Source organism: Carboxydocella sporoproducens DSM 16521, assembly GCF_900167165.1.
Taxonomy (GTDB): domain Bacteria; phylum Bacillota.
In genome coordinates this window covers 1-23,691 of record NZ_FUXM01000035.1, presented here as the reverse complement: position 1 = coordinate 23,691, position 23,691 = coordinate 1, and the positions used below count along the sequence as shown (strand labels likewise).

General features: G+C 47.7%; 26 protein-coding genes and 2 rRNA genes. All 28 read left to right on the top strand.

Going from position 1 to position 23,691, the window contains the following annotated elements; translation table 11 throughout:
• A 23S ribosomal RNA gene (locus B5D20_RS10975) occupies nucleotides 1-138 on the top strand; the annotation flags it as partial.
• Nucleotides 139-192: 54 nt separating this feature from the next.
• Nucleotides 193-309 (top strand): 5S ribosomal RNA (gene rrf / locus B5D20_RS10970).
• A 229-nt stretch (nucleotides 310-538) separates the two neighbouring features.
• Complete coding sequence (locus B5D20_RS10965; protein ID WP_078666274.1) at nucleotides 539-1,921, top strand: anthranilate synthase component I family protein; 1,383 nt, start codon at nucleotides 539-541, stop codon at nucleotides 1,919-1,921.
• Nucleotides 1,918-2,487 carry an aminodeoxychorismate/anthranilate synthase component II gene (gene pabA / locus B5D20_RS10960; protein WP_078666273.1) on the top strand — a complete coding sequence of 190 codons (570 nt, stop codon included), beginning with the start codon at nucleotides 1,918-1,920 and terminating at the stop codon, nucleotides 2,485-2,487. The genes B5D20_RS10965 and pabA overlap by 4 nt, the downstream gene beginning before the upstream one ends.
• A gap of 19 nt (nucleotides 2,488-2,506) precedes the next feature.
• Nucleotides 2,507-3,529, top strand: coding sequence for an anthranilate phosphoribosyltransferase (gene trpD, locus B5D20_RS10955; RefSeq protein WP_078666272.1), 1,023 nt, complete (start codon nucleotides 2,507-2,509; stop codon nucleotides 3,527-3,529).
• Complete coding sequence (locus tag B5D20_RS10950; RefSeq protein WP_078666271.1) at nucleotides 3,526-4,302, top strand: indole-3-glycerol-phosphate synthase; 777 nt, start codon at nucleotides 3,526-3,528, stop codon at nucleotides 4,300-4,302. Before trpD ends, B5D20_RS10950 begins: the two co-directional genes overlap by 4 nt.
• Nucleotides 4,299-5,216, top strand: coding sequence for a DMT family transporter (locus B5D20_RS10945; RefSeq protein WP_078666270.1), 918 nt, complete (start codon nucleotides 4,299-4,301; stop codon nucleotides 5,214-5,216). Before B5D20_RS10950 ends, B5D20_RS10945 begins: the two co-directional genes overlap by 4 nt.
• 50 nt (nucleotides 5,217-5,266) lie before the next feature.
• Nucleotides 5,267-5,881, top strand: a complete 615-nt coding sequence (locus B5D20_RS10940) for a phosphoribosylanthranilate isomerase (protein WP_159071856.1) — start codon at nucleotides 5,267-5,269, stop codon at nucleotides 5,879-5,881.
• Nucleotides 5,882-5,883: 2 nt separating this feature from the next.
• Nucleotides 5,884-7,074, top strand: a complete 1,191-nt coding sequence (trpB, locus tag B5D20_RS10935) for a tryptophan synthase subunit beta (RefSeq protein ID WP_200803501.1) — start codon at nucleotides 5,884-5,886, stop codon at nucleotides 7,072-7,074.
• Nucleotides 7,067-7,840 carry a tryptophan synthase subunit alpha gene (gene trpA, locus B5D20_RS10930; protein ID WP_078666268.1) on the top strand — a complete coding sequence of 258 codons (774 nt, stop codon included), beginning with the start codon at nucleotides 7,067-7,069 and terminating at the stop codon, nucleotides 7,838-7,840. The genes trpB and trpA overlap by 8 nt, the downstream gene beginning before the upstream one ends.
• Before the next feature lies 1 nt (nucleotide 7,841).
• Entirely contained in the window at nucleotides 7,842-8,669 is an 828-nt protein-coding gene (gene aroF / locus B5D20_RS10925; protein ID WP_242952067.1) for a 3-deoxy-7-phosphoheptulonate synthase, read from the top strand.
• 215 nt (nucleotides 8,670-8,884) lie between these two features.
• Nucleotides 8,885-9,967: a histidinol-phosphate transaminase gene (gene hisC, locus B5D20_RS10920; protein WP_242952066.1), complete on the top strand. Its 1,083-nt coding sequence runs from the start codon at nucleotides 8,885-8,887 to the stop codon at nucleotides 9,965-9,967.
• A 35-nt stretch (nucleotides 9,968-10,002) separates the two neighbouring features.
• A complete protein-coding gene (gene aroF / locus B5D20_RS10915; protein ID WP_078666265.1) occupies nucleotides 10,003-11,019 on the top strand; it encodes a 3-deoxy-7-phosphoheptulonate synthase in 1,017 nt (338 codons plus the stop codon).
• A gap of 5 nt (nucleotides 11,020-11,024) precedes the next feature.
• Nucleotides 11,025-11,876, top strand: a complete 852-nt coding sequence (locus B5D20_RS10910) for a prephenate dehydrogenase (protein WP_078666264.1) — start codon at nucleotides 11,025-11,027, stop codon at nucleotides 11,874-11,876.
• An 11-nt stretch (nucleotides 11,877-11,887) separates the two neighbouring features.
• Nucleotides 11,888-13,192, top strand: a complete 1,305-nt coding sequence (aroA, locus tag B5D20_RS10905; RefSeq protein ID WP_078666277.1) for a 3-phosphoshikimate 1-carboxyvinyltransferase — start codon at nucleotides 11,888-11,890, stop codon at nucleotides 13,190-13,192.
• 169 nt (nucleotides 13,193-13,361) lie between these two features.
• The gene (locus B5D20_RS10900; protein WP_078666263.1) at nucleotides 13,362-13,940 is read left to right on the top strand and encodes a LemA family protein; all 579 of its coding nucleotides are present in this window, start codon (nucleotides 13,362-13,364) and stop codon (nucleotides 13,938-13,940) included.
• 14 nt (nucleotides 13,941-13,954) lie between these two features.
• A complete protein-coding gene (locus B5D20_RS10895) occupies nucleotides 13,955-14,683 on the top strand; it encodes a TPM domain-containing protein (RefSeq protein WP_078666262.1) in 729 nt (242 codons plus the stop codon).
• Between the two features lie 80 nt (nucleotides 14,684-14,763).
• Nucleotides 14,764-15,435, top strand: coding sequence for a (d)CMP kinase (gene cmk, locus B5D20_RS10890; protein ID WP_078666261.1), 672 nt, complete (start codon nucleotides 14,764-14,766; stop codon nucleotides 15,433-15,435).
• 1 nt (nucleotide 15,436) lies between these two features.
• Complete coding sequence (locus B5D20_RS10885; protein WP_242946665.1) at nucleotides 15,437-16,021, top strand: lysophospholipid acyltransferase family protein; 585 nt, start codon at nucleotides 15,437-15,439, stop codon at nucleotides 16,019-16,021.
• 97 nt (nucleotides 16,022-16,118) lie between these two features.
• Nucleotides 16,119-18,047, top strand: coding sequence for a bifunctional 4-hydroxy-3-methylbut-2-enyl diphosphate reductase/30S ribosomal protein S1 (locus B5D20_RS10880; RefSeq protein ID WP_159071857.1), 1,929 nt, complete (start codon nucleotides 16,119-16,121; stop codon nucleotides 18,045-18,047).
• A gap of 137 nt (nucleotides 18,048-18,184) precedes the next feature.
• Nucleotides 18,185-18,406, top strand: a complete 222-nt coding sequence (locus B5D20_RS10875) for a FeoA family protein (protein WP_307167151.1) — start codon at nucleotides 18,185-18,187, stop codon at nucleotides 18,404-18,406.
• Between the two features lie 17 nt (nucleotides 18,407-18,423).
• Nucleotides 18,424-20,361, top strand: a complete 1,938-nt coding sequence (feoB, locus tag B5D20_RS10870) for a ferrous iron transport protein B (RefSeq protein WP_078666258.1) — start codon at nucleotides 18,424-18,426, stop codon at nucleotides 20,359-20,361.
• A 222-nt stretch (nucleotides 20,362-20,583) separates the two neighbouring features.
• Nucleotides 20,584-21,012, top strand: coding sequence for a universal stress protein (locus tag B5D20_RS10865; protein ID WP_078666257.1), 429 nt, complete (start codon nucleotides 20,584-20,586; stop codon nucleotides 21,010-21,012).
• Between the two features lie 12 nt (nucleotides 21,013-21,024).
• Nucleotides 21,025-21,426, top strand: a complete 402-nt coding sequence (gene crcB / locus B5D20_RS10860; protein WP_078666256.1) for a fluoride efflux transporter CrcB — start codon at nucleotides 21,025-21,027, stop codon at nucleotides 21,424-21,426.
• Nucleotides 21,427-21,430: 4 nt separating this feature from the next.
• Complete coding sequence (gene crcB / locus B5D20_RS10855; protein WP_242946664.1) at nucleotides 21,431-21,796, top strand: fluoride efflux transporter CrcB; 366 nt, start codon at nucleotides 21,431-21,433, stop codon at nucleotides 21,794-21,796.
• 13 nt (nucleotides 21,797-21,809) lie between these two features.
• Entirely contained in the window at nucleotides 21,810-22,253 is a 444-nt protein-coding gene (locus tag B5D20_RS10850; protein WP_078666255.1) for a (deoxy)nucleoside triphosphate pyrophosphohydrolase, read from the top strand.
• Nucleotides 22,204-23,274 (top strand): type 2 isopentenyl-diphosphate Delta-isomerase, encoded by a 1,071-nt coding sequence (gene fni, locus B5D20_RS10845; RefSeq protein ID WP_174182994.1) that lies wholly within the window; start codon nucleotides 22,204-22,206, stop codon nucleotides 23,272-23,274. The genes B5D20_RS10850 and fni overlap by 50 nt, the downstream gene beginning before the upstream one ends.
• Nucleotides 23,240-23,587 carry a rhodanese-like domain-containing protein gene (locus B5D20_RS10840; RefSeq protein WP_159071858.1) on the top strand — a complete coding sequence of 116 codons (348 nt, stop codon included), beginning with the start codon at nucleotides 23,240-23,242 and terminating at the stop codon, nucleotides 23,585-23,587. Before fni ends, B5D20_RS10840 begins: the two co-directional genes overlap by 35 nt.
• The last annotated feature ends 104 nt before the right edge of the window (nucleotides 23,588-23,691 follow it).

Sequence of the window (23,691 nt, the reverse complement as noted above, 5' to 3'; positions counted from 1 at the left end):
GAAGTCCACCTCAAGATAAGATTTCCCACTGGGAAAACCAGGTAAGACCCCTGGAAGAAGACCAGGTAGATAGGCCGGGAGTGTAAGAGCCGCAAGGCTTTGAGCGGACCGGTACTAATAGGTCGAGGTCTTAACCTCAAAAGAACTCTGTGCGGTTTTGAGGGAGCAGTCACTTATCCCTTAAAAGAATAGTCCGGTGGCAATGGCGGTGGGGCAACACCCGTACCCATACCGAACACGGCAGTTAAGCCCACCAGCGCCGATGGTACTTGGACCGCAGGGTCCTGGGAGAGTAGGTCGCTGCCGGACGATTCACCCCTGAACGATATGTTCAGGGGTGATTTTTATATTTTTTCGTAAGCATATTGACTTAAAAACTTGTACGATGGTAATATATATACAACTAAATATCATTGAGCATGGATGAGTTGAGGAGAGATGAGGAGAGCCGAGAAGGGAAAGGGTTAGAAAGAAAGCCCAGCCTTTTTGGTATGGGCTTTTTTGGCTATCTTCATCTCCTCGAAAGGAGGAGATTTTTTTGTACCCAGTTCAGGAATCTCAGTGGGATTTGCCTGCTTACAGAATAATTGCGGCGCAAGATCACTGGTTACAGGACCCATCTCTCATTTTTGAACAATTAGTTGGTTCAGGAACTGGTTTTTTGCTGGAGAGTTCTGAAGGACCCCAGAAACTGGCACGTTATACTATCATCGGCTGGGATGGTGAAGAGTATATCTTTGCAGATGATAGGGAAGAATTATCGAAATTATTAAAAAAGAATAAATTTCCCCTGTTAAAAGAACTTGAACCATTTTATAATGGATTTGTGGGCTGTATTTCCTTCGATATGGCCTATCGGGAAAAAGAGCACCGGCTGAACGAGTGTGGGCGGAAAAAGGACATTTTTCAATTTCCTGGCGCGATCTTGCTAAGACCCAGAAACGTGATTATTCTTGATAGACAGGAAAAACAATGCAAAGTAATTGTTAACAGCCCGGGTTTAAACCGCGAGGTTGAGGAAATCATCAAACAACTTAAACAGATTCAGGCAGTTGCTCTGTCTAAGGACAAGCAGAATCCCACAATCCAGCCAGCTAAAGCTTTATATGCAAAAGCGGATTTTCTAAATATGGTGGAAAAAGCTAAAGACTATATTAGCGCAGGAGATATCTTTCAAGTAGTTCTATCTCAGCCTTTTTACGGGTTAACTACTCGTCAGCCTTTAGATGTGTACAGAGATCTACGCAATTTTAATCCTTCCCCTTACCACTATTATTTACAAATGGGTGATTACCAGATTATAGGATCATCACCGGAAATGCTGGTAAGGGTAAAAGATGGATGGATTGAAACGCGCCCGATCGCCGGGACGCGACCTCGTGGACGGACTGATGTAGAAGACAGCAAGATTGCAGCAGAATTATTAGGGGATGAGAAGGAACGGGCAGAACATTTAATGCTGGTTGATCTGGGTCGAAATGATATCGGCAAAGTGGCCCGTTCCGGGACTGTAAGGTTGAAAGATTTTTATAAAATCGAAAAATATTCTCATGTCATGCACCTGGTTTCTTCTGTACATGGTGAACTGGGGGATGAGTATGATAGTGTGGATGCCTTCTGGTCCTGTTTTCCGGCAGGAACAGTAAGTGGTGCTCCAAAGGTAAGAGCCCTGGAAATAATTAATGAGCTGGAAGCCGATGGCAGGGGGCTTTATGCTGGAGCAATTGGCTATTTTAGTTCTGCCGGCGATATTGATACCTGTATTGCGATCAGAACTATTGTTATGCAGAAAAATCAGGCCCAGGTTCGTGTAGGAGCAGGGATTGTGGCTGATTCTGATCCCGAGCGTGAATACTGGGAAACAATTCATAAAGGCAATGCAATGTTTAAAGCACTTGGCTGGGAGGTAAAAATTGAATGATTTTAATGATTGATAATTACGATTCTTTTACTTACAATCTGGTTCAATACCTGGGGGAACTGGGGGAGGAAATCAGGGTATTTCGCAATGATGCAATTACGGTTGAAGAAATAGAAGATCTCTCGCCGCAACATATTGTCATCAGTCCTGGACCATGTACTCCCAATGAAGCCGGAATTTCCCTGGATGTGATTAAATATTTTGCTGGTAAAATCCCCATCCTGGGAGTCTGTCTGGGACATCAGTCCATCGGCCAGGTTTTTGGAGGTAAGGTGGTCAGGGCAGAGCGACTGATGCATGGTAAGACTTCTGAAATATATCACGATGGCAAGGGGGTTTTTGCCGGATTGCCCAACCCGTTTATAGCCACCCGTTATCATTCTCTGATTGTGGAAAAAGAGACTTTGCCTGATTGTCTGGAGATTACCGCAGAAACAGCCCAGGGAGAGATCATGGGGATTAGACATAAGGAGTTTTTAGTAGAAGGAGTACAGTTTCATCCTGAATCCATTCTCACCGAAGTAGGCAAGGACTTATTACGCAATTTTCTGAAGATGAGTTATTAGGATAAGGAGTTGAGGAGAGTTGAGTAGAGTCAAGGATTTATTGGAGAAAATTTTACAGGGACAGATATTGACCGCACTGGAAGCTGAAGAGCTTATGAGCTTGATTCTTACCGGGCAGGCTTTGCCGGCTCAAATTGCGGCTGTGCTGGCTGCGCTGCGTTTGCGCGGGGAACGGCCGGAGGAAGTGGCGGCTCTGGCTAGGGCCATGTTGCGTTTTGCTCGCCCGGTGAAACACAATTTACCCCTGGTCATTGATACCTGTGGCACTGGCGGGGATGGAGCCGGTACCTTTAATTTATCGACAGCAGCAGCGCTGGTGGCAGCGGCCCTGGGGATACCAGTAGCCAAACACGGTAACCGTTCCGTAAGTAGTCGCTGTGGCAGTTCCGATCTGGTAGAGGAACTGGGTTTGCCTTTGCCCAATCAACCGGAACGGGCAGCCAGGATTTTAGAAGAACAGGGATTTGTCTTTTTGTTCGCTCCCTTTTATCATCCAGCTCTGGCGACAGTGATGCCTGTGCGAAAGGAAATGGGGGTAAGAACAGTTTTTAACTTGCTGGGCCCTCTTTGTAACCCGGCACATCCTCAGGCTCAGGTGATTGGGGTTTTTGCAACCAGCTGGGTTAAACCCTTTGCTGAAGTAATGGTAGAGCTGGGAAGGAAGCGAGGAGTGGTTGTCCACGGAGCAGACGGATTGGATGAATTCTCACCCACTGGGGAAAATTTGCTGGCTCTGGTCCAGGATGGACAAATAACCATTAAGTCCGTGATGCCGGAGGAAATAGGAATAGCTGGTTGTCAGTTGCAGGATTTGAAGGGTGGGGACCAGCGGCAAAATGCCAGAATGTTACTGGACCTCTTTTTCCGACCCCAGGCAGGTCCGCTTCTGGAAGCTACAGTGGCCAATGCTGCGCTGGCCCTCTGGGTTGCTGGAACGATCAGTGACCTGAGAGAGGGTGTAAGGATAGCCCGTGAGGCGATATTACAAGGCAGAGTGGCTAACTATCTGGCTGAGATTGGGGTCAGGGAGGTGGCTATGTGAAACAGGCGCCTTTTTTAAAAAAGATCCTAACCAATGTGGAAGCCAGATGGGGAAAAGCAAGCGCCATTTATAGGCAAGAAGGTATAAGGGATTTGCCTGAATCACGCCCCTTCTCAGCAATTTTTGCTACAAAACCGGCTCTGCTGGCAGAAATTAAACTGGCATCCCCCAGTGCCGGCCCACTTGGTTTACGCCAGGAGGCAGTTGAACGGGCAAAGGCTTATGAACAAAACGGAGCAGCAGCGATCTCCGTTGTCACTGAACCGGAATTCTTTCAAGGAGACCTGGAGCTGTTAACTGAAATAAAAAAACATGTAAGGCTTCCGATTCTGGCCAAGGATTTTATCCTTTATCCGGCTCAGGTTTATGCAGCCAGAAAGGCCGGAGCTGATGCACTGTTGCTGATAGTTCGTTTGCTGGATCTGAGTACCTTGCAAAGGCTGGTTGCCTGCTGTCGTCAAGTCGGAATTGAGCCAGTTCTGGAAATTTTTGATGAAAGGGATTGGGGACTGGTTCAGCAGACCGATGGAGAAATTATTTTGATTAATAACCGGGATCTGTTTACTTTAGAGGTGGATCTCAAACGTAGCCTGCACTTGCTTCCTTTCTGCCAGGGTAGAAAAGTAATTGCCGCCAGTGGTATCAATACGGCCGAAGATGCTAAGGTATTGCTGTCGGCTGGTGCAGATGGATTATTAATCGGAACCCGTTTAATGCGCAGTCAAGAACCAGGGGAAGTGATCAGAAAAATACTGGATTGCAGGAGGGAATGATTACGAATCAACATTTAAAAGGGGCTTTCATGGTAGTACTGGCTGCTGGTTTATGGGGCTTTTCAGGAACAGTTGCCAAGTATTTCTTTAATAAACAGGTAGATCCCCTGATTTTGGTCCAGATTAGGTTGAATTTGTCGGCCTGGCTGTTATTGGCCTGGCTGGCAATCAAGCAGAGACAGTTGCTTAAAATTGAGAGACAGGATTATGGCAAAATCATTATTCTTGGGATTTTAGGGATGGCCGGTGTGCAGTTCACTTATCTCTATACAGTAAGCAGGGTTAATGTGGCCCTGGCCGTTTTCCTGCAATATCTTTCCCCTGTCCTGGTTTCTCTGTATGCCTGGGTTTGGCAGAAACAGTTACCGGATTTCCGGGGCCTTTTAGCTTTAATCCTGGCGATTACCGGGAGCGCACTAATGATAATGGGCCCGGAACTAAGTTTAGAGGGCATTCCTCTGGATGGATTACTTACCGGTTTGGCATCTGCTGTAACAGCAGCGTTCTATACCGTTTACGGCAAACAGGTTTTACAGAAATATACCCCCTGGACTACCCTGGGATGGGCTTTGCTGGCTGGGGGCTTACCCTGGTGGCTAATCAACAGTCCCAGGCGGCTGCTGGCCCAGGTAAACTCTGTAGAAACAGTGGCGTTTTTTATTTACATTGCCCTTTTCGCTACTATTATTCCTTTTGGCCTTTATTTTGCCGGCCTTAAACGTATTTCCGCAACAGAGACAGTGATAATTTCCATGTTGGAACCGGTGGTTGCCGCCTTGACCGCTTTCTGGTTTCTGGGAGAGCGGCTCAGCCTCTCTCAAATCGGTGGGGGGCTAGCTATCATGCTGGCAGTCGCTATTTTGAGTTCAGGAAGTATTAGCATAGCTCAGGAGAGCAGAGTTGAGGAGAGATGAGGGAACTAAATCAGTCTTTCACCCTCTCTTTCCTTTGGGGAGGGATTTTTTTGTTGAAATTCAAAGTTTGTGGTCTTACCAGGGTAGAAGACGCAGAAAAGGCAGTTTACCTCGGTGCTAACGCCATCGGAGTCATCATTGGAGCTGAAAGCAAAAGAAGGGTTAGCCTGGAACAAGCCCGGGCCATTCTGGAAAAAGTCCCTTCTTCTTGCTGGAAAGTGGGGGTAGTGGCTGATGTGCCTGTTACGGAGGCCTACAATCTGGCTCGGGATTTGAATCTGGATTTGTTGCAGCTTCACGGGCGGGAGAGCCCGGCCTATTGCTCTGCCTTAAAGTGGCCAGCAGTCAAGGCCTGGTCTGTGGTTTATCGCGATGGCAGTCAACTGCGAAAGGAACTGGAACCTTTTCTACAGGTAGTGGAAGCTATACTGCTGGACAATAACCGGGGAGGATCAGGCCAGAATTTTGACTGGACGGTTTTACAAAACCTGCGGTTGCCCAAACCAGTTTGGATTGCTGGAGGCTTAAATGCAGAAAACATCCCCAAATTATTAGAAATCTTTCAACCCGATTTGGTGGATGTAAATTCCGGGGTGGAAAGCCAGCCTGGAATCAAAGATGCTGAAAAAATGGCTAGGGTAGCCGCAATCATAAGGAGGTTTTAGCTATGGTAATGGCAAGAGCAGGGTATTTCGGAAATTTTGGCGGCAGGTTTGTGGCTGAAACGGCAATTCCTGCTTTACAGGAACTGGAACAGGCTTTCTTTGCGATCAAAGAGGATAAGGCTTTTTGGGAAGAGTTAAATTATTTGTTAAGGGATTATGTTGGGCGACCGTCTCCCCTGTATTATGCTGCTAACTTGACGAAGCTGGCTGGTGGGGCTAAAATTTATCTTAAACGCGAAGATTTGAACCACACAGGCAGTCATAAAATCAATAATACCCTGGGTCAGGCGTTGCTGGCCAGAAAACTGGGGAAAAAAGAGGTTATAGCCGAGACAGGGGCAGGCCAGCACGGAGTAGCGACAGCTACTGCGGCGGCCCTGTTGAATCTAAAATGTACAGTTTATATGGGGGCAAAAGATGTAGAAAGACAGCAGCTGAATGTTTTACGGATGCAGCTCTTAGGGGCTGAAGTGGTGCCTGTGCAAAGTGGCAGCTGCACTCTTAAAGATGCCACCAATGAGGCTTTGCGGCAATGGGTTACCCGAATTGAACACTGTCACTATATCATCGGTTCGGTGGTAGGCCCTCATCCATATCCAACCCTGGTTCGGGAATTTCAAAAAATTATCGGGGAGGAGACAAAAAGACAAATACTGGACAAAGAAGGGCGGTTGCCTGACGCTATTGTGGCCTGTGTCGGTGGGGGCAGTAATGCTATGGGCATATTTTATCCTTTTCTACAGGACACTCAGGTAGCCTTATATGGAGTGGAAGCTGCAGGCAAAGGTTTGGCTACGGGGCAACATGCGGCAACACTAAATTGTGGTCGTCCCGGAGTTTTGCATGGAGCCAGGACCTTTTTATTACAGGATGCTCATGGTCAAATTCTGGAAGCACATTCTGTATCAGCGGGATTGGATTACCCGGGGGTAGGTCCAGAACATGCTTTTCTGCATAAAACCGGGCGGGCCCGCTACCTGGCAGTCACCGATCAGGAAGCATTACAGGCTGCGGAATTGCTATGTCGGACGGAAGGAATCTTACCCGCACTGGAAAGTGCTCATGCTATTGCAGGTGCACTGCCGTTGGCCCGGGAACTTGGACCTGATAGAATTATGGTTATTTGTCTTTCCGGTCGAGGCGATAAAGATGTCCATACACTCCAGCAACTAGGAGGTGAGGTAGATGCTTAGAGCTAAGAAAAATTTAATCATCTATCTCACGGCTGGTTATCCCCGCATGGAGCTCTTTCCTGAAATTCTGGCAGCTGTACTGGAAGGTGGCGCTGATTTGATCGAAGTGGGGCTGCCTTTTTCCGATCCCAGTGCTGATGGGCCGGTTATTCAGGAAGCAGCCAAACTGTCATTACAGGCTGGAACAACTGCGGAAAAAGTACTGGATTGTTTAAAAAACTTACCAGTGGAGCTAAGAACAGTGCCGTTCTTGCTTATGACTTACGCCAATCCACTTTTACAGTTAGACCAGGCGGGAGAAAGGCTGGTAGAAGCAGGGATTGGTGGTGTGATTGTGCCAGATATTCCTCTGGAAGAACGCCACTGGTTGGAACCCATACTCAAGCCCTACGGCCTAGCCCAGATTCCTATGGCAGCACCCACAACGCCGGTGGCCAGGATGCAGGAGATGCGGAAACTGAAAGAACCCTTTCTTTACTGCATTTCTGTAACCGGCACTACAGGAATTCGAACGCATTTGTCGAATAGATTAACGGACTTTCTTGTGGCCGCCAAGGAAAATTCTGGCCTGCCTGTAGTTGTAGGTTTTGGTTTTAATAAACCTGAACAGATAAAAAAAATTCAGCCCTATTGTGATGGGGTTGTTATTGGTAGTGCTGTGATGAAAAAGTTAATAGAAGATGGAACATCTCCCCGGGCCCTCAGGGAATTGACAGCTTATATTGGTGAGTTAAAGGCTGCCCTGGGAGATGAGGAGGGAAGTTGAAATGACTCCATTAAAATTGGTGGCAAGACAGCATTTGGACCAGGCCACCGTTGTAACCATAAATGAGGAACTGAAAGTCGGGGATAGGGAAATAATAGTGATGGCTGGGCCCTGTGCCGTGGAAAGCAAGGAACTGCTGCTGGCTGCTGCTTATGCCGTTAAAGAAGGCGGGGCCAGGGTTTTAAGGGGCGGTGCCTTTAAACCAAGAACATCTCCCTATGCTTTTCAGGGCTTGATGGAAGAAGGCCTGAAGTTGCTGGCTGAAACCAGAAGGGAGACCGGTTTGCCTGTAGTGACCGAGGTCATGGACACCCGGGATCTGGAGTTGGTAGCTGAATATGCGGATATTTTGCAAATTGGCAGCCGGAATATGCAAAATTTCGCCCTTTTAAAAGAAGCTGGTAGAATTGGGAAGCCGATCTTATTGAAACGAGGCCTGGCAGCTACTATTGAAGAATGGTTACTGGCTGCCGAGTATATTATGAGCCAGGGGAATGACCAGATCATCCTCTGTGAACGGGGAATCCGCACTTTTGAGACAGCAACCCGCAATACGCTGGATCTAAGTGCAGTTGCGGTAGTAAAAGAAGTTTCCCATTTACCCGTAATTGTAGATCCCAGCCATGCTACCGGCCGCTGGCAGCTGGTAGCGGCTATGGCTAAAGGAGCGATTGCAGCGGGAGCAGATGGTTTGCTGATTGAGGTTCACCCCAATCCAGCAGAAGCTCTCTGTGATGGTCCTCAGTCTCTCACTCCGGCTAACTTTCATAAACTGATGCAGGATTTGCAGAAGATTGCGCAGGCTATTGGACGGGAAATAGCAATTTAGTCTTTACAAAATTTATGGGATTATGGTAAGATGAAGCAAAGTAAGTTTCAATGTAGTTGCTGGGTAGGATGGTAGACTGTAAAGATTTTACTAGAACTGGTAGGAAGGCAGGTAGGAGGAAAACAATAACGCAGATGGGGACATTCCGTCCATCAGCGGGCACTCCTATCAGGGGTGCCCTTTTTGCCAAATTTCTACAGAGGGGGGAAGAGAGTGTGGTGCAGGCAAGGAAATCTCTAGAAAAAATTAAAGTCTATGTGCCGGGAAAACCAATTGAAGAAGTTCAGCGGGAGCTAGGACTTACCCGGGTCGCCAAACTGGCTTCCAACGAAAATCCGGTCGGGCCTTCACCAAAGGCTATTGCAGCCATGGTGGATCAAGCCGGCAAAACCAATTTATATCCGGATGGAAATGGTTATTATCTGAAGGAGGCCCTGGCTAAACACTGGCAGGTATCCATTGAACAGATCGCTTTAGGCAATGGTTCCGATGAACTGATTCAGCTGCTGGCTCTGGCTTATGTGGAAGCAGGGGATGAAGTGATTATGGCCAAACCGTCATTTCCCCGCTATGAGCCTGTGGTCAGGATGATGGAGGGAGTGCCGGTTGAAATACCTTTGACGGCTGATTGGCGACATGACCTACCCGCTATGGCTCAGGCGATTACTGAAAAAACCAGGATGATTTTTCTCTGCAATCCCAATAATCCCACCGGAACTATGGTGACCAGAGAGGAAGTAGCTGCCTTTATGGCCAGGGTTCCGGCAGGAGTGCTGGTAGTTTTCGATGAAGCTTATTATGAATATGTCAATAATGAAGAGTATCCCGATGGCCTGGACTATTTGCGCCAGGGCAGGGATGTGATTGTTTTGCGCACCTTCTCCAAAATCTATGGACTGGCAGGATTGCGGGTGGGTTATGCTTTAACCAAACCGGAAATCGTGCAAAACCTGGAACGGGTTAGGCCGCCTTTTAATGTGAATGCTCTGGCCCAGGCGGCTGCCCGGGCAGCTCTGGCAGATCAGGTCCACCTGGAAAGGGTACGGGAGTTAAATGCCCAGGGATTACAGTTTTTCTACACGGCCCTGGAGAAGCTGGGATTGGAATACGTACCTTCCTATACCAATTTTGTTCTGATTAATGTAGAGCGTCCGGCTGCTGAAGTATTTCAGCAGCTCTTGCGCAAAGGCTATATAGTGCGGGATGTAGGGCTGGGAACCTGGTTGCGGGTCACAGTAGGATTGCCGGAGGAAAATCAAGGCTTTATCCAGGCTTTAAGGGAAGTAATTAATAGCTAATTGTTACTAAATAGCAGGATGGGAGGATGGTAGTGATGATCGTTGTGTTAACTGCCCAGGCAGGAGAGCAGGAAAAAAATCAGGTTATTGAAATGATCGAACGAGCAGGACTAAGGGTGCATCTGTCCCAGGGGATTGAACGAACCATCCTGGGCATCATCGGGGACCGGGAACTGGCAGCCAGTCTGGCTCTGGAGGCTTTACCCCAGGTAGAACGAGTTGTACCAATTTTACGGCCTTATAAACTGGCCAGCCGGGATTTTCATCCCCAGGATACGGTAGTAACGGTAGGGGATGTCCAGATTGGCGGAGGAAAAGTGCAGATTATTGCCGGCCCCTGTGCGGTGGAAGGGGAGGAGCAGATTTTAACGGCAGCTCGACTGGCCAAAGCCGCCGGAGCCAGTATTTTGCGCGGGGGAGCTTATAAACCTCGTACTAGCCCCTACTCCTTCCAGGGCATGGAAGAAGAGGGATTAAAATTACTGGCCCGAGCGCGAGCGGAAACCGGCCTGCCGGTGGCTACGGAAGTGGTGGATCCTCGCTCTCTGGAGCTGGTGGCCGAATATGCCGATATTCTGCAGATCGGAGCCCGCAATATGCAAAACTTCCTGCTTCTGAAGGAGGTAGCCAGGGCTGGTAAGCCGGTTATATTAAAACGGGGGATGAGTGCTACCGTTGAAGAATGGCTGCTGGCAGCGGAATATATTTTATCTGCCGGCAACTTCCAGGTTATTCTCTGTGAACGCGGTATCCGTACCTTTGAGACTTCTACCCGTAATACCCTGGATTTGAATGCGGTAGCTCTTGCTCGTCAACTTTCCCATTTGCCCATTCTGGTGGATCCCAGCCATGGTACAGGTAAATGGAAACTGGTAACACCAATGGCGCTGGCAGGACTGGCAGCAGGTGCTGATGGGTTAATGATTGAAATGCATCCTAATCCGAGTGAGGCTGTCTCCGACGGACCCCAGTCCCTGACTCCGGAAAATTTTGCCCATCTGGTAGAACAAGTAAGAAAACTGGCTATAGCACTGGGAAAAGAGCTGGGGTGAAGGCGATGACAGTAGAACGCAAGATAGCCATTATTGGACTGGGCCTAATGGGCGGCTCATTGGCCAGTGCTTTAAGTCAAAATACCAGCTGGCAGCTCAGGGGTTGGGATATTGACCCGGAAGTAAGAAAAAAAGCTGCCCGGTTAATACCGGGGATTGAGATTAGGGAGGAACTGGCCGAAGTTGTAGCTGTTGCTGATCTGGTGGTCTTGGCAGTGCCAGTCAGAACAGCTATACAACTGGTGGAATCGGTGGCAGCCAGCCTGGCCCGGGGCGCGGTGTTAACCGACCTTTGTTCTACTAAAGGGGAACTGGAACGGAAGATTGCAGCTTGCTTACCCCGGGGAACAGCATGGATTGGCGGTCATCCCATGGCCGGTTCAGAAAAACAGGGAATAGTAGCAGCTTCTGCCAGACTTTTTCAGGGGGCAACCTGGTTTCTCTGTCCAGGAGAGAACTGTGGTCCGGAACACCTGGAGCTGGTCAGGGAGATGGTACAGGCCGTTGGCGCCAAAGAGCGCCTGATTACCGCCAGGGACCATGATCGCATCACAGCCCGCCTAAGCCACTTACCCCATTTGGTAGCAGGGGGATTATTGCACAATGTAGTATGTGCTCTGGGGCAGGAAGCATTACGATGTGCCGGGCCAGGATTACGGGATACGACCAGAATTGCTGGTAGTCCGGTGCCAATGTGGCTGGATATATTTTTGACCAATCGGGAAGAAATTCTGGCAGCTATTGATGATTTACAGGTTTTTTTAACAACAGTTAAAGATGCCTTGAGTAATACCGACGAGACACGGTTGAGTATGCTTCTGGAACAAGCCAGGGTTTACCGGCAAAATATGGGATAAGGATGAAGGATATGGTAGAGCAAATTCGAGTTCAAGGACCCAGTGCAGGGATGAAAGGCGAGTTGATGATTCCGGGAGATAAGTCCATTTCCCATCGGGCAGTGTTGCTGGGAGCATTAACAGAAGGCACTGTTGAAATCAGCGGCTTTTTGCCCGGGGCTGACTGTCTCAGCTCAGTGTCCTGTTTGCGCCAGATGGGAGTTGAGATCGAGGAAACTGGACCAGGTGCCCTGAAGGTTCATGGGCGTGGCTGGCAGGGATTAAAAGAGCCGTCTGATGTACTGGATGTGGGCAATAGCGGTACTACCATGCGGCTACTGCTAGGCATTCTGGCCGGCACGGATTTCTTCAGCGTCCTGACAGGAGACGCTTCGATTCGGCGGCGACCTATGGGCCGGGTAACTGAGCCATTACAAAAGATGGGAGCCCGGATTCAGGGCCGAAGTCAGGGTAAGCTGGCTCCCCTGGCCATCCAGGGCGGTAAGCTGGTTGGCTGTCAGCACCTTTCCGCTGTGGCCAGTGCGCAGGTGAAATCTGCTCTGTTGCTGGCTGGGCTGCGGGCTGAAGGGAAAACAGAGGTACAGGAGCCTGCTGTCAGCCGGGATCACACGGAAAGAATGTTACGCACTTTTGGTGTTGAAATAGGGCAGGAAGGAAACCGGCTCTGGGTTGAGGGCGGACAGAAATTGCAGGCTGCTCCAGTACAGGTACCGGGTGATATCTCTTCCGCAGCCTTCTGGCTGGTAGCTGCCAGTATCATTCCCAATAGCAGCCTTTATTTAAAACAGGTGGGTGTCAATCCTACTCGTACCGGTATTCTTGATGTTTTACAGGCAATGGGGGCCAGAATTCAACTGATGAATTATCGCCGATTTGGCGATGAACCGGTGGCAGACCTGCTGGTAGAATCGGCGGAGTTACAGGGTGTAGAAATAGGAGGGGAGCTTATTCCCAGATTGATTGATGAAATTCCTGTACTGGCTCTGGCGGCAGCAGTGGCCCGTGGTCGGACCATAATCCGGGATGCCGCAGAGCTCAGGGTCAAGGAATCGGACCGTCTGGCTGCTATAAGCCGGGAACTGAGCAAACTGGGAGCTACCATCGAAGAAATGCCCGATGGCTTGATAATTGAAGGTGGGGCTAAACTAGTGGGAGCCCGGGTAGAAAGCTACCATGATCATAGAATGGCAATGACTTTGCTAATTGCTGGTCTGGTAGCGCATGGGACTACTACTGTTTCGGGTTGTGAAGCAATTCCAGTTTCCTATCCTGACTTTGTTTCCAGTTTGCAAAGATTAGGAGCCAATCTTGACTGAGAGGAGAAAAATCAATATAATATAATTAGCAAATGGGGAGTAGCGCCCTGACTACAGGGAGCCAGAATCGTCAACTCGGGTTAGACCCCGGTTTTGGCCTTAGCAGCAAGACCTTTGCTCCACAAGGGGTAAAGGTCTCTTTATTTTACTTTAAAAAGGGGGATTGTTTATGAAAAAGGTGTGGATTCCTGTTCTGGTAATACTGGGGATTGTACTGGTTCTGGGTATGAGTCTGAGCAGTACTTATAATAACCTGGTAACGATGGAACAGCAAGTGGAAAGCAGCTGGGCTCAAGTGCAAAACCAGCTGCAGCGGCGGACAGATCTGATTCCCAATCTGGTAGAAACAGTTAAAGGTTATGCTGCTCATGAAAAAGAGGTACTGGGCAATATCGCTGAGGCCAGATCCCGCCTGGCCGGGGCCAGAACACCGGCGGAAGCAGCAACAGCTAATGCTCAGCTGGATAGCGCATTAAGCCGTTTGCTGGTGGTAGTTGAAAATTATCCTAACCTTAAGGCAGATGCTAACTTCCGGCAATTAATGGATGAGCTGGCAGGTACCGAAAATCGTATCGCCGTGGCCCGCCAGGATTATAATAAAGCTGTCCAGGCCTACAATACCTATCTGAAAAGTTTTCCAACCAATTTGGTAGCAGGAGTATTTGGCTTTAATGCCAAAGAATTTTTCCAGGCTCAGCCAGGAGCTGAGCAGGCACCTAAAGTGGATTTTGGCTCTGGTAAAAGTTAAAGGGGGCAAATGGCATGCGGATAAGCTGGCGCCGTGTACTCCCCGTTTGGATATTACTCTTTTCTTTTCTAATCGCAATATTTAACACTGCCTGGTCGGCGGACATTTATGTTCAGGATCGGGCTGAGATTCTATCTCCAGAGGTGGCCCGGCGCATCAATCAACTAGGAGCTGCTTTAGAACAGGCCACTCCTGGGGCTCAAGTAGTTGTGATGACTCTGCCATCTCTGGAAGGTAAACCTATCAGCCAGATAGCAGTCGAAGAATTCAGAAGACTGGGGATTGGCAGTAAGGAACACAATAATGGCGTGCTGTTCCTCATCGCTCCCAATGAAAGGGAAGTCAGAATCGAAGTTGGTTATGGGCTGGAGGGGGCCATCCCCGACGGGAAAGCGGGACGCATTTTAGATGAATCAGTTTTGCCATACTTCCGGCAGGGCGATTATAATCGGGGTATTGAAAATGGCTACCGTCGTCTGGTAGAGGAAGTTGCTCGTGAATATCAGGTAAAAAACCTGGTACAGCCTGTTGAACCGGAGCAAAAGGAGAGTAGGAAGAACATTACTATCGCTTATATTATCGCTGGCTTGTTGTTACTGGATGTACTGTTCAACCGCGCCCGGATTACCCGCTTGTTGATGGATTTGTTTTTCTATGCGGCTATTTTTGGCGGAGGTCGCCGGGGCGGAGGAGGATTTGGCGGCGGCTCATCGGGCGGTGGTGGAGCAGAAAGGCGCTGGTAGGGGCAAAATGCCCCTTTTTTCTTTTCTTTGACTGCAGGTTTTTGTTATAATAGCTGAGAGAAGAAAGAGGGGTTTGAGTGATGAGCAAACTACAACAAATTGCCATTGATGGACCTGCTGGTGCCGGCAAGAGCACCATTGCCCGTTTGCTGGCCCGGCAACTGGGTTATCTATATGTAGATACAGGGGCAATGTACCGGGCAGTTACCCTGAAGGTTTTAAAACAGGGGTTGGATCCGGGAGATGAAAAGGAAATCGCTGATATGCTAACAGAAACAGAGGTGGACCTGATCCCAGCAACTGAAGGATTGCGGGTGATTTTAGATGGGGAGGATGTCAGTGACGCCATCCGAACGCCTCAGGTAAGTCAGGCGGTATCTCAGGTTGCTCGTATTCCGGCTGTGCGGGAAAAGCTAACGATTTGGCAACGGGCACTGGGAGAAAAGTGGCCGGTAGTAATGGATGGTCGGGATATCGGCACGGTGGTATTGCCTGAGGCAGAGCACAAGTTCTTTCTGACTGCCTCTCTGGAAGAGCGGGCCCGCCGCCGCTATTTGGAGTTAAAAAGCAAAGGTTATACCCAGAGCTTTGAGAGTCTCTTAGAGGAAATGGCTTTAAGGGACAAAATGGATAGCGGACGGGAGATTGCTCCCCTTAAACCGGCAGAAGATGCCCAGATTATTGATACTACCGGAATGACCATCGAAGAAGTGGTTAATGAATTGTTAAAACGTTTGGGAGGGAATACATAAGGTGGATTTTTATCAATTTGCCCGAATGCTTTGTCGGTCTTATTTACGGTTTGTTAGGTGCTGGAAAGTGGAAGGGGAAAAGAATCTACCGGTAGAGGGACCAGTAATTATTGCTGCTAACCATGTCAGCAATCTGGATCCGGTCGTAGTAGGCTGTGCCTTTGATCGGAAGGTAAGCTATTTGGCCAAGGAAGAATTGTTTCAGGTCCCGGTACTTAGCTGGATTATTCGGCATCTGGGCGCTTTTCCTGTAAAGAGAGGTACAGGTGACCGGGGAGCGATCAGAGCGGCTCTGGATGTCCTGGAGAAGGGGGACTGTTTTGGCATTTTTCCGGAAGGTACGCGCAGTAAAGATGGCAATTTACAACAGCCCAAACTGGGAGTGGCTATGTTGGCTGCTAAGACAGGGGCTCCTGTATTGCCAGTGGCCTTAATCAACACCCAGCGTTTACTGGCTCCCATTACTGTTCGCGTGGGTCAGGTGATTAAACCGCCCTGGCCAGCAGGCAGCAAGGTAAGCAAAGAGGAACTGGAGGCATTTGCCCAGCAGATAATGGCTGAAATTAAGAGGTTAAGGGAAAAATAACATTTTTTTTAAGCAAATGCAGGACTTTTCTGACGAAAATAGAATAATTTGAGGTAATGGACAAACAATTATACTTACAGAACCAGGGGTGAACAGGTTGGAAATTATCTTAGCCCGCGCTGCCGGTTACTGTTTCGGAGTGAAACGAGCCATCCAGGTGGCTGAAGCAGCAGCCCGGGAAACTGGCAGTCAAATATACACTTATGGACCGTTAATTCATAACCGGCAGGCTGTTGCCAAACTGGAAGAACAGGGAATAAAAGTTATCGAAAATTTGGATTCTGCTGCTGGTGAAGTGGTGATTATCCGTTCCCATGGAGTGGGCCCGGAGATTCTAAATAAGGCTGAAGAGTTGAAGATAAAGCTAGTTGATGCTACCTGCCCTTTTGTCAAAAAGGCCCAGGAAATTGCTCGTTCTTTACAAGCAGATGGATATACTGTTATCGTGGTAGGAGAAGCCGAACATCCGGAAGTTAAGGGCATCATCGGTTGGACCGAAGGCAAAGGGATTGTAGTTCAGCAACCGGAAGATCTTCAACTGATTAAGCCAGGGAAAAAAATTGGCGTTCTGGCTCAAACCACACAGCCTTTAGCCAGATTGCAGGCGGTAGTTAAAGAATTGCTGACTTTTGGCCGGGAAGTAAGGGTTTTTAACACCATCTGCCACGCTACGGAAGAAAGACAACAGGCGGCACGGGAATTAGCAAGCCAGGTGGAAGTTATGCTGGTTGTAGGTGGTGCTCATAGTGCCAATACTCAAAAACTAGCAGCCATCTGCCGGGAATCAGGCGCCACCACCTATGCGATTGAAACTGCTGCTGAGATTCAAACCGACTGGTTTAAAGGTGTAGATAAGGTCGGTATAACTGCAGGTGCTTCTACACCTGACTGGATCATAGAGGAGGTTGTCAAGAAAATGACCGATATACGTCAGAACGAACAGACAGAACAAAATCCCCAGGATATGGAGCAGCTGCTCAATGAGGCTCTGGAATTCCAAAGGGTTAGCCGGGGGCAAAAGTTAAAAGGCACTGTGGTGTCTGTAAGTGACGATGAAGTCCTGGTGGATATAGGAGCCAAATCAGAAGCTGTCGTTCCCTTAAGGGAACTGACCTGTTGTCCGGTGGAATCCGCCAGAGAATATGTAAAACCTGGGGATGAAATTGAGGTAGTAGTACTAAAGGTTGAGGATATGGAAGGGCGGATCGTCTGTTCTAAACAAAAAGCTGATGCCATGAAGGCTATGAATACCCTGGAAGAAGCCTACAAAACCGGACAAAAAGTAACCGGTCGGGTGGCTGAAGTAATTAAAGGCGGGTTACTGGTAGATCTGGGAGTAAGAGCATTTTTGCCGGCCTCTCATGTTGATGTTCGTTATGTGGAAAATCTAGAAAAATATGTTGGTCAGGAAGTTGCTGTCAAAATAATTGAATTTAACCGGCAGAAAGCCAGAGTAGTGGTCAGCCGGAAAGCAGTGATTGAGGAAGAACAGCTGCAGAAGAAGACGAATGCACTGGCTACTCTTGCTCCTGGACAAATCGTGAAAGGAAAGGTACGCCGTATTACTTCTTTTGGAGCTTTCGTAGATCTGGGAGGAATAGATGGTTTACTGCATATTTCTGAATTAGCCTGGCATCATGTAGATCACCCTGCTGAAGTGATCAGAGAAGGGGAAGAAATTGAGGTAAAAATACTGGATATAGATCAGGCCAATGAAAAGATATCTTTAAGTCGGCGTCAGGTTTTACCCAGTCCCTGGGAAACAGTAGAGAAAAAATACACCGTTGGCTCCATTGTAAAAGGGAAAGTGGTGCGGTTAGTTCCTTTTGGGGCCTTTGTAGAGTTAGAACCGGGAGTAGATGGTTTGATTCACCTTTCTCAGCTGGCGGATAGGAGGGTGGCCAAAGCTGACGAAGTGGTACAGCCAGGTCAGGAAGTCTTAGTAAAGGTTATTGACGTAAAATCTGATGAGAAGCGTATCAGTTTATCCTTAAAAGAGGCTCAGGGAGTTGTTCCTGAGGCATAATTTGATTGATGCAAGCATTGCCTTATATAAAAGGCAATGCTTTTTTAGTGACCTCTTGACAATTTAGTACAAATGAACTATCATAATTATAGAGTAAATGAATATCATTCTCAACGAGGTGAATGGAGGTGGCCCATTTGGCACCACTGGATATGGTGAAAAAAGGACAGAAGGTAAGAATACATAGTATTAATAATCCGGTAGTTCGGGCCCAGGCTTTACGCTTTGGGATTAGTGAAGGGGAAATAGTGTCAGTTGAAGAAATTATTCCGGCTGGACCGATTATTCTCGGCCGCAAAAAACAGGAGATAGCTGTAGGCAGGCAACTGGCGCAAAAAATTCTGGTTGAGATTCTTTAAGGAAAGAGGGAATTTCTATGCATTGCCATCATTGTAACCTGGCACTGGATATCCCGCCTGGAGCCAGGAAAATAGTTCTGGCGGGAAATCCTAATGTAGGTAAATCGGTTTTTTTCAATGCTTTTACTGGAATGTATGTGGATGTTTCTAATTACCCGGGGACAACCCTGGAAATTAGCCATGGTCGGTATGGTCAAGATGTGGTAATTGATACTCCTGGTGTTTATGGTATTTCCTCCTTTAATGATGAGGAAAGGATAGCGCGGGACATTATTTTAGATGCAGATCTGGTGATTAATGTTGTAGATGCTGTTCACCTGGAAAGAGACCTGTTTTTAACCCAGCAAATCATAGATACCGGTGTACCTGTGATTGTGGCTTTGAATATGGTTGATGAAGCCCGAAAAAATGGTATGGAAATTGATATCGATCTATTATCCAGAGAGCTGGGCGTCCCGGTATTTCCTACAGTAGCTGTTGAGAAAAAAGGCTTCAAAGAATTGCAGGAAGGACTAAATCAGGCTAGACCTGGATATATAGACCCCTGGCTGCAGGATAAACTGGAATGGATGACAGCCAAAGTGGGGCACCAGGGAGAAGCTCTTTTAATTCTGGAAGGAGACCCAATTGTAGCGGAGAGAAATGGCCTGCCACCGGGAGATTTGCAGGAGGAAATATACCGGAGAAGAAGAGAACGGGTTAACCGGCTGGTGGAAAAAGTACAGCGGGAAACAAGCCAGGGTATTAGCTGGTCAACCAGATTGGGACGATGGAGTATCCGCCCGCTGACAGGGATTCCCATTTTGCTATTGGCCCTCTGGGGAATGTATGAAATTATCGGTGTAATTATTGCGCAGGATGTTGTAGGGGTTACAGAGGAAACCATTATGCAGGGTTTCTATGAACCCTGGATTAGACAGGTAATTGGTAGTATTATCCCTGAACACTCAGCTCTGGGTACCATCTTAATCGGTGAATTTGGTATTTTGACCATGACAGTCACTTATATTTTTGGGTTGCTTTTGCCACTGGTGGTGGGCTTTTATCTGGTCTTATCCATCTTTGAAGACAGTGGCTATCTACCGCGGATCGCCACTTTGCTCGACCGGGTTATGACCAGCATTGGTCTGAATGGACGGGCGGTTATCCCGATGATTCTGGGGTTTGGCTGTGTCACCATGGCCACTATCGTCACCAGAGTGCTTGGTTCTGATCGGGAGAGACGAATTGCGACTTTCCTCCTTGCTATGGCTATTCCCTGTTCTGCCCAGATGGGGGTTATCGTAGCACTGCTTTCAGGATTAGGTGCAAAATTTGTAATATTATATGTGCTGGCTATCTTTTCCCTTCTGGCTCTGGTAGGTACTTTATTGAATAAGCTATTACCGGGTAGATCTACTGATCTGTTAATCGACTTACCTCCCATGCGCTTACCGCGGCTGAGTAATGTAGTAAAGAAGACAGCAACCAAGTCCAGTCACTTTCTGAAAGAAGCTACCCCTTTGTTTGCAATTGGCGCCTTTATTATTAGCATTATGCAAATTACCGGGGCACTGGAAATGTTGCAAGATTGGTTGCGTCCCTTAACGGTTGGCTGGTTAAGTTTGCCTAAGGAAGCGGCAACAGCATTTATCATGGGCTTTGTTCGTCGAGATTTTGGTGCTGCCGGTTTTGCTTCCATGGAATTAACCGCACTACAGAAGTTAGCTGGTTTAATTACGATTACAATTTTTGTTCCCTGTATTGCTTCTGCACTGGTTATTTTTAAGGAAAGGGGCAAACAGGAAGGCTTGATTATCTGGCCGGCTGTTCTAGTTATTGCCTTTTTGATTGGAGGTCTTACGGCGCAGCTGTTTAATCTAATGGGCCTGGCCGGAGGGTACCTGCTCTTCGGCAGTATGCTGGTTTTAGCCATTCTGTTAGGAAAGTTTCTCCCGCAGAGAGAGGAGGCGTAATTTATGGCTCATGAATGTAATATTATCTCTAACACCTGTCCACAGTGTGGTTTTAAACTAAAGGGTAATGAAATGAAGTGTCCCCGTTGTGCCAAAGTATTAATCCAGATTGGTAGCTGCAGTGGAGCCTGCGGCAGTTGCAATCAAAGGTCCGGCCAGTAAGCCGGACCTTTTGACTTTGGGAAAAGATAATAATACAATAACTTCAGGGAGGGGATAGAGATGTTGTCGAAAATATTAGTAGGTTTGGATGGTTCGAGCCATAGTTTTAAGGCTCTGGAATTTGCCCTGGAATTAGCAGTGCTAAAGCCAGAAATAAAACTAACTGCCGTTTGTGTTGTAGGATTTAGTCGGGATCTGGCTTTGTTTGCTGGCCTTTCCCCTGAACAATATAATGCTTTTTTAAAAGAGAAAGCCAGCAAAACCCTGGCCCAGGCAGAAAACATGGCTAACCAAAAGGGGATTAAAATTTCCACCTGTGTCCTGGAAGGGGATGCGGCAGAAATGCTGAGCAAATATGCTCGAACTGAGGGATTTGATCATATCGTAGTTGGTGGCCGGGGATTGAGCAATATAAAAGGCATGGTCCTGGGGAGTGTCAGTCATCGCTTGCTTTATCAGGCACCCTGTCCAGTTAGCGTTATTCGCTAGGAGGTGGCAATTGTGAAAGACCTACTGGCGATAGCTTTGGGAGGGCTACTAGGTGCTGTTGCTCGCTATAGTGTTAACCAGCTGGCACAGGGCTTTTCTATCATCGGTATACCCACAGCGACTTTAATTGTAAATCTGCTGGGTTCCTTTGGCCTGGCGTTCTTCTTGCAAAAATCTTTAACTAGCTGGGGGTTAGCTGCTCACTGGCGTCTTGGGATTGCAACTGGTTTTTTTGGTGCTTTCACTACTTTTTCCACTTTTATGCTGGAAAATGTTGCTTTACTTTTAAAGCACAATTACTTAACAGCATTTTCTTATCTTTTGATGACTGCTTTTCTGGCAGCAGCTGCTGGCTTTCTGGGCTGGTTTATAGCAGAAACTACTACGGGCCAGACCTTAAGGGAGAAGGAGTAAAGGAATGAAAATGTGGCTGTTAGTAGCAATTGGCGGGGCCTTAGGGGCGCTTTCCCGTTACTGGCTGGGCAAGTGGGTTAATCGCTGGTGGCAGGGAGACTTGCCCCTGGGCACGATGGTTATTAACCTCTCAGGTTCTTTTGCCCTGGGGCTTGTTCTGGGTTATAAAAATTATTTGCCATTAACTGTGGTGCTTGCTTTTGGTACTGGTTTTTTAGGCAGTTTTACTACTTATTCCACTCTTAATTATGAATTTATTTCTTTATTAAAACAAGGTAAATATTCGATTGCCTTTTCATATATTTTCCTTTCTTTTAGCTTTGGACTGATTTGTGGATTTGCTGGTCTTTATCTTGCCATGAACTTATAAGGAGGTACGGGGGTTGGAGAGAATAGTGGTAACGGCAGCGGCCATCTGGCGGGAAGGCGAACTTCTGCTGGCCCAGAGACGGCCAGGCAGCCACCTGGCTGGAATGTGGGAATTTCCCGGCGGTAAACTGGAAATTGATGAGGCGCCGGAGGAAGGGTTAAAAAGAGAGATTAAAGAAGAGCTGAATATTGATATTCACATATTAGGTCTGGCTACGGTAGTCTGGCACCGTTATGAAGATAGGGTTGTTTTACTACTGGTCTATCATTGCCAGTTGCAGGCAGGAGAGCCACAAGGCATGGAAGGACAGGCTATTGGTTGGTTTAGTCCTAAAGCTGCGCTTGATTTGGAACTTGCTCCTGCCGATCGTACCATTCTGGAAAATATAATCAATGGAGGTCCGGGATTTGAACAACCAGCGTTCACAGCGCAAACTGGAACATATCCAGTTGTTTAAGGAAGAATATAACCCGCATTATACCGGTTTTGAAGATGTTCATCTGATTCATCAGGCTCTACCGGTTAATGACTGGGATGAAATTGATACTACCTGGTGTTTTCTTGATAAAATTTGCAAGGCTCCATTGTTTATAACTGCTATTACTGGCGGTCATCCGGCTAGTGAAAAAATAAATAGAGATTTAGCACTGGTTGCTGCTGAAACAGGTATCGGCCTGGCAGTGGGCAGTCAGCATGCCGCTCTATATAATGAGGAACTGGTCAAAACCTATCAGGTAATCAGAACCGAAAACCCAGAGGGACTGGTTTTTGCCAATGTGGGGGCTGGTGTATCCTGGGATTTAGCCCTTAAGGCTATTGAGATGATTGGAGCCCAGGGTGTGCAAGTCCATCTGAATGCTGCTCAGGAATTGATGATGCCAGAAGGGGACAGGAAGTTTACCCAATGGCTAAACAATATCGAGCAACTGGTAAAAAAATCATGGGTGCCTGTGATCGTCAAAGAGACAGGCTGTGGGCTGAGTCGGGAAACGGTTTTAAGACTGAAGGAAGTTGGAGTGGAGTATTTTGATGTTGGCGGCAGCGGAGGAACGGACTTCCTTGCTATTGAAGCCAGACGGGCCCAATTGCCTGTTCGGTTACAGCTGAGCTGGGGGCTGCCTACAGCATGGGCGCTGCTGGAGTGTTTGGCGGTTTGTGGGAACCAGGGTCACCTTTGGGCCAGTGGAGGTATCCTAACCCCCCTGGACTGGGCCAAAGCCCTGGCTCTTGGAGCAGAAGCGGTTGGAGTAGCCGGGCATTTTTTGAAAACATATCTGGATAATGGTCTTGAAGGTTTAGCAAATGAAATCAAGGAATGGCAGCGGCAGCTTAAAATAATCTGTTTGCTAACTGGCGTTTCCAGCCCAGCCCATTTAAAAGCTGCCGCCAAAGTGATTACAGGAAAAACTGCTGAATGGCAGAAGTTAAGAGCTGGTGATGTGTATGGATGCAAAGCAATTTCTTCGTTCCATGCCTAAGGATTTTTATTTAATCAAAGCTGATGTACTGGCGGATAAAATAAAAAACCAGGAATGGCTGAAACAAGCCTACTTTCTGGATTTACGACAACCAGAAGAACATGCCCAAAACGGTTTACCGGGCTCTAAACAATGCTTGTTAAAGGATTTACCAGATCGGTTTCAGGAATTGTTTCCGGATAGAGAGCGGCCACTGGTGGTGTATTGTAATGGCGGGGTTCAGTCGATATATGCAGTGATGTTTCTGGTGATGCAGGGCTATAAGGAAGCCAGGAGTCTGGCTGGTGGATATAAAAAGTTTTTAGGTGGGTAATAGTACCCACTTTTTTTAATGTTTAGGAAATTATGCTTTAAGGCTTGATGTGGATAACTTAGGGTGTTAAGGTAGAAATATGAGAGCGCATGAGAAAGAAAATA

Bases quoted from the DNA above. Each gene is read 5' to 3' on its own strand.
- pabA (WP_078666273.1), top strand. From the start codon at position 1,918: ATGATTTTAATGATTGATAATTACGATTCTTTTACTTACAATCTGGTT.
- B5D20_RS10865 (WP_078666257.1), top strand. From the start codon at position 20,584: ATGTTGTCGAAAATATTAGTAGGTTTGGATGGTTCGAGCCATAGTTTT.
- crcB (WP_242946664.1), top strand. From the start codon at position 21,431: ATGAAAATGTGGCTGTTAGTAGCAATTGGCGGGGCCTTAGGGGCGCTT.
- B5D20_RS10910 (WP_078666264.1), top strand. From the start codon at position 11,025: ATGACAGTAGAACGCAAGATAGCCATTATTGGACTGGGCCTAATGGGC.
- feoB (WP_078666258.1), top strand. From the start codon at position 18,424: ATGCATTGCCATCATTGTAACCTGGCACTGGATATCCCGCCTGGAGCC.
- B5D20_RS10900 (WP_078666263.1), top strand. From the start codon at position 13,362: ATGAAAAAGGTGTGGATTCCTGTTCTGGTAATACTGGGGATTGTACTG.
- B5D20_RS10840 (WP_159071858.1), top strand. From the start codon at position 23,240: ATGGATGCAAAGCAATTTCTTCGTTCCATGCCTAAGGATTTTTATTTA.
- B5D20_RS10895 (WP_078666262.1), top strand. From the start codon at position 13,955: ATGCGGATAAGCTGGCGCCGTGTACTCCCCGTTTGGATATTACTCTTT.
- aroF (WP_242952067.1), top strand. From the start codon at position 7,842: ATGACTCCATTAAAATTGGTGGCAAGACAGCATTTGGACCAGGCCACC.
- trpA (WP_078666268.1), top strand. From the start codon at position 7,067: ATGCTTAGAGCTAAGAAAAATTTAATCATCTATCTCACGGCTGGTTAT.
- cmk (WP_078666261.1), top strand. From the start codon at position 14,764: ATGAGCAAACTACAACAAATTGCCATTGATGGACCTGCTGGTGCCGGC.
- B5D20_RS10945 (WP_078666270.1), top strand. From the start codon at position 4,299: ATGATTACGAATCAACATTTAAAAGGGGCTTTCATGGTAGTACTGGCT.
- aroF (WP_078666265.1), top strand. From the start codon at position 10,003: ATGATCGTTGTGTTAACTGCCCAGGCAGGAGAGCAGGAAAAAAATCAG.
- aroA (WP_078666277.1), top strand. From the start codon at position 11,888: ATGGTAGAGCAAATTCGAGTTCAAGGACCCAGTGCAGGGATGAAAGGC.
- trpB (WP_200803501.1), top strand. From the start codon at position 5,884: ATGGTAATGGCAAGAGCAGGGTATTTCGGAAATTTTGGCGGCAGGTTT.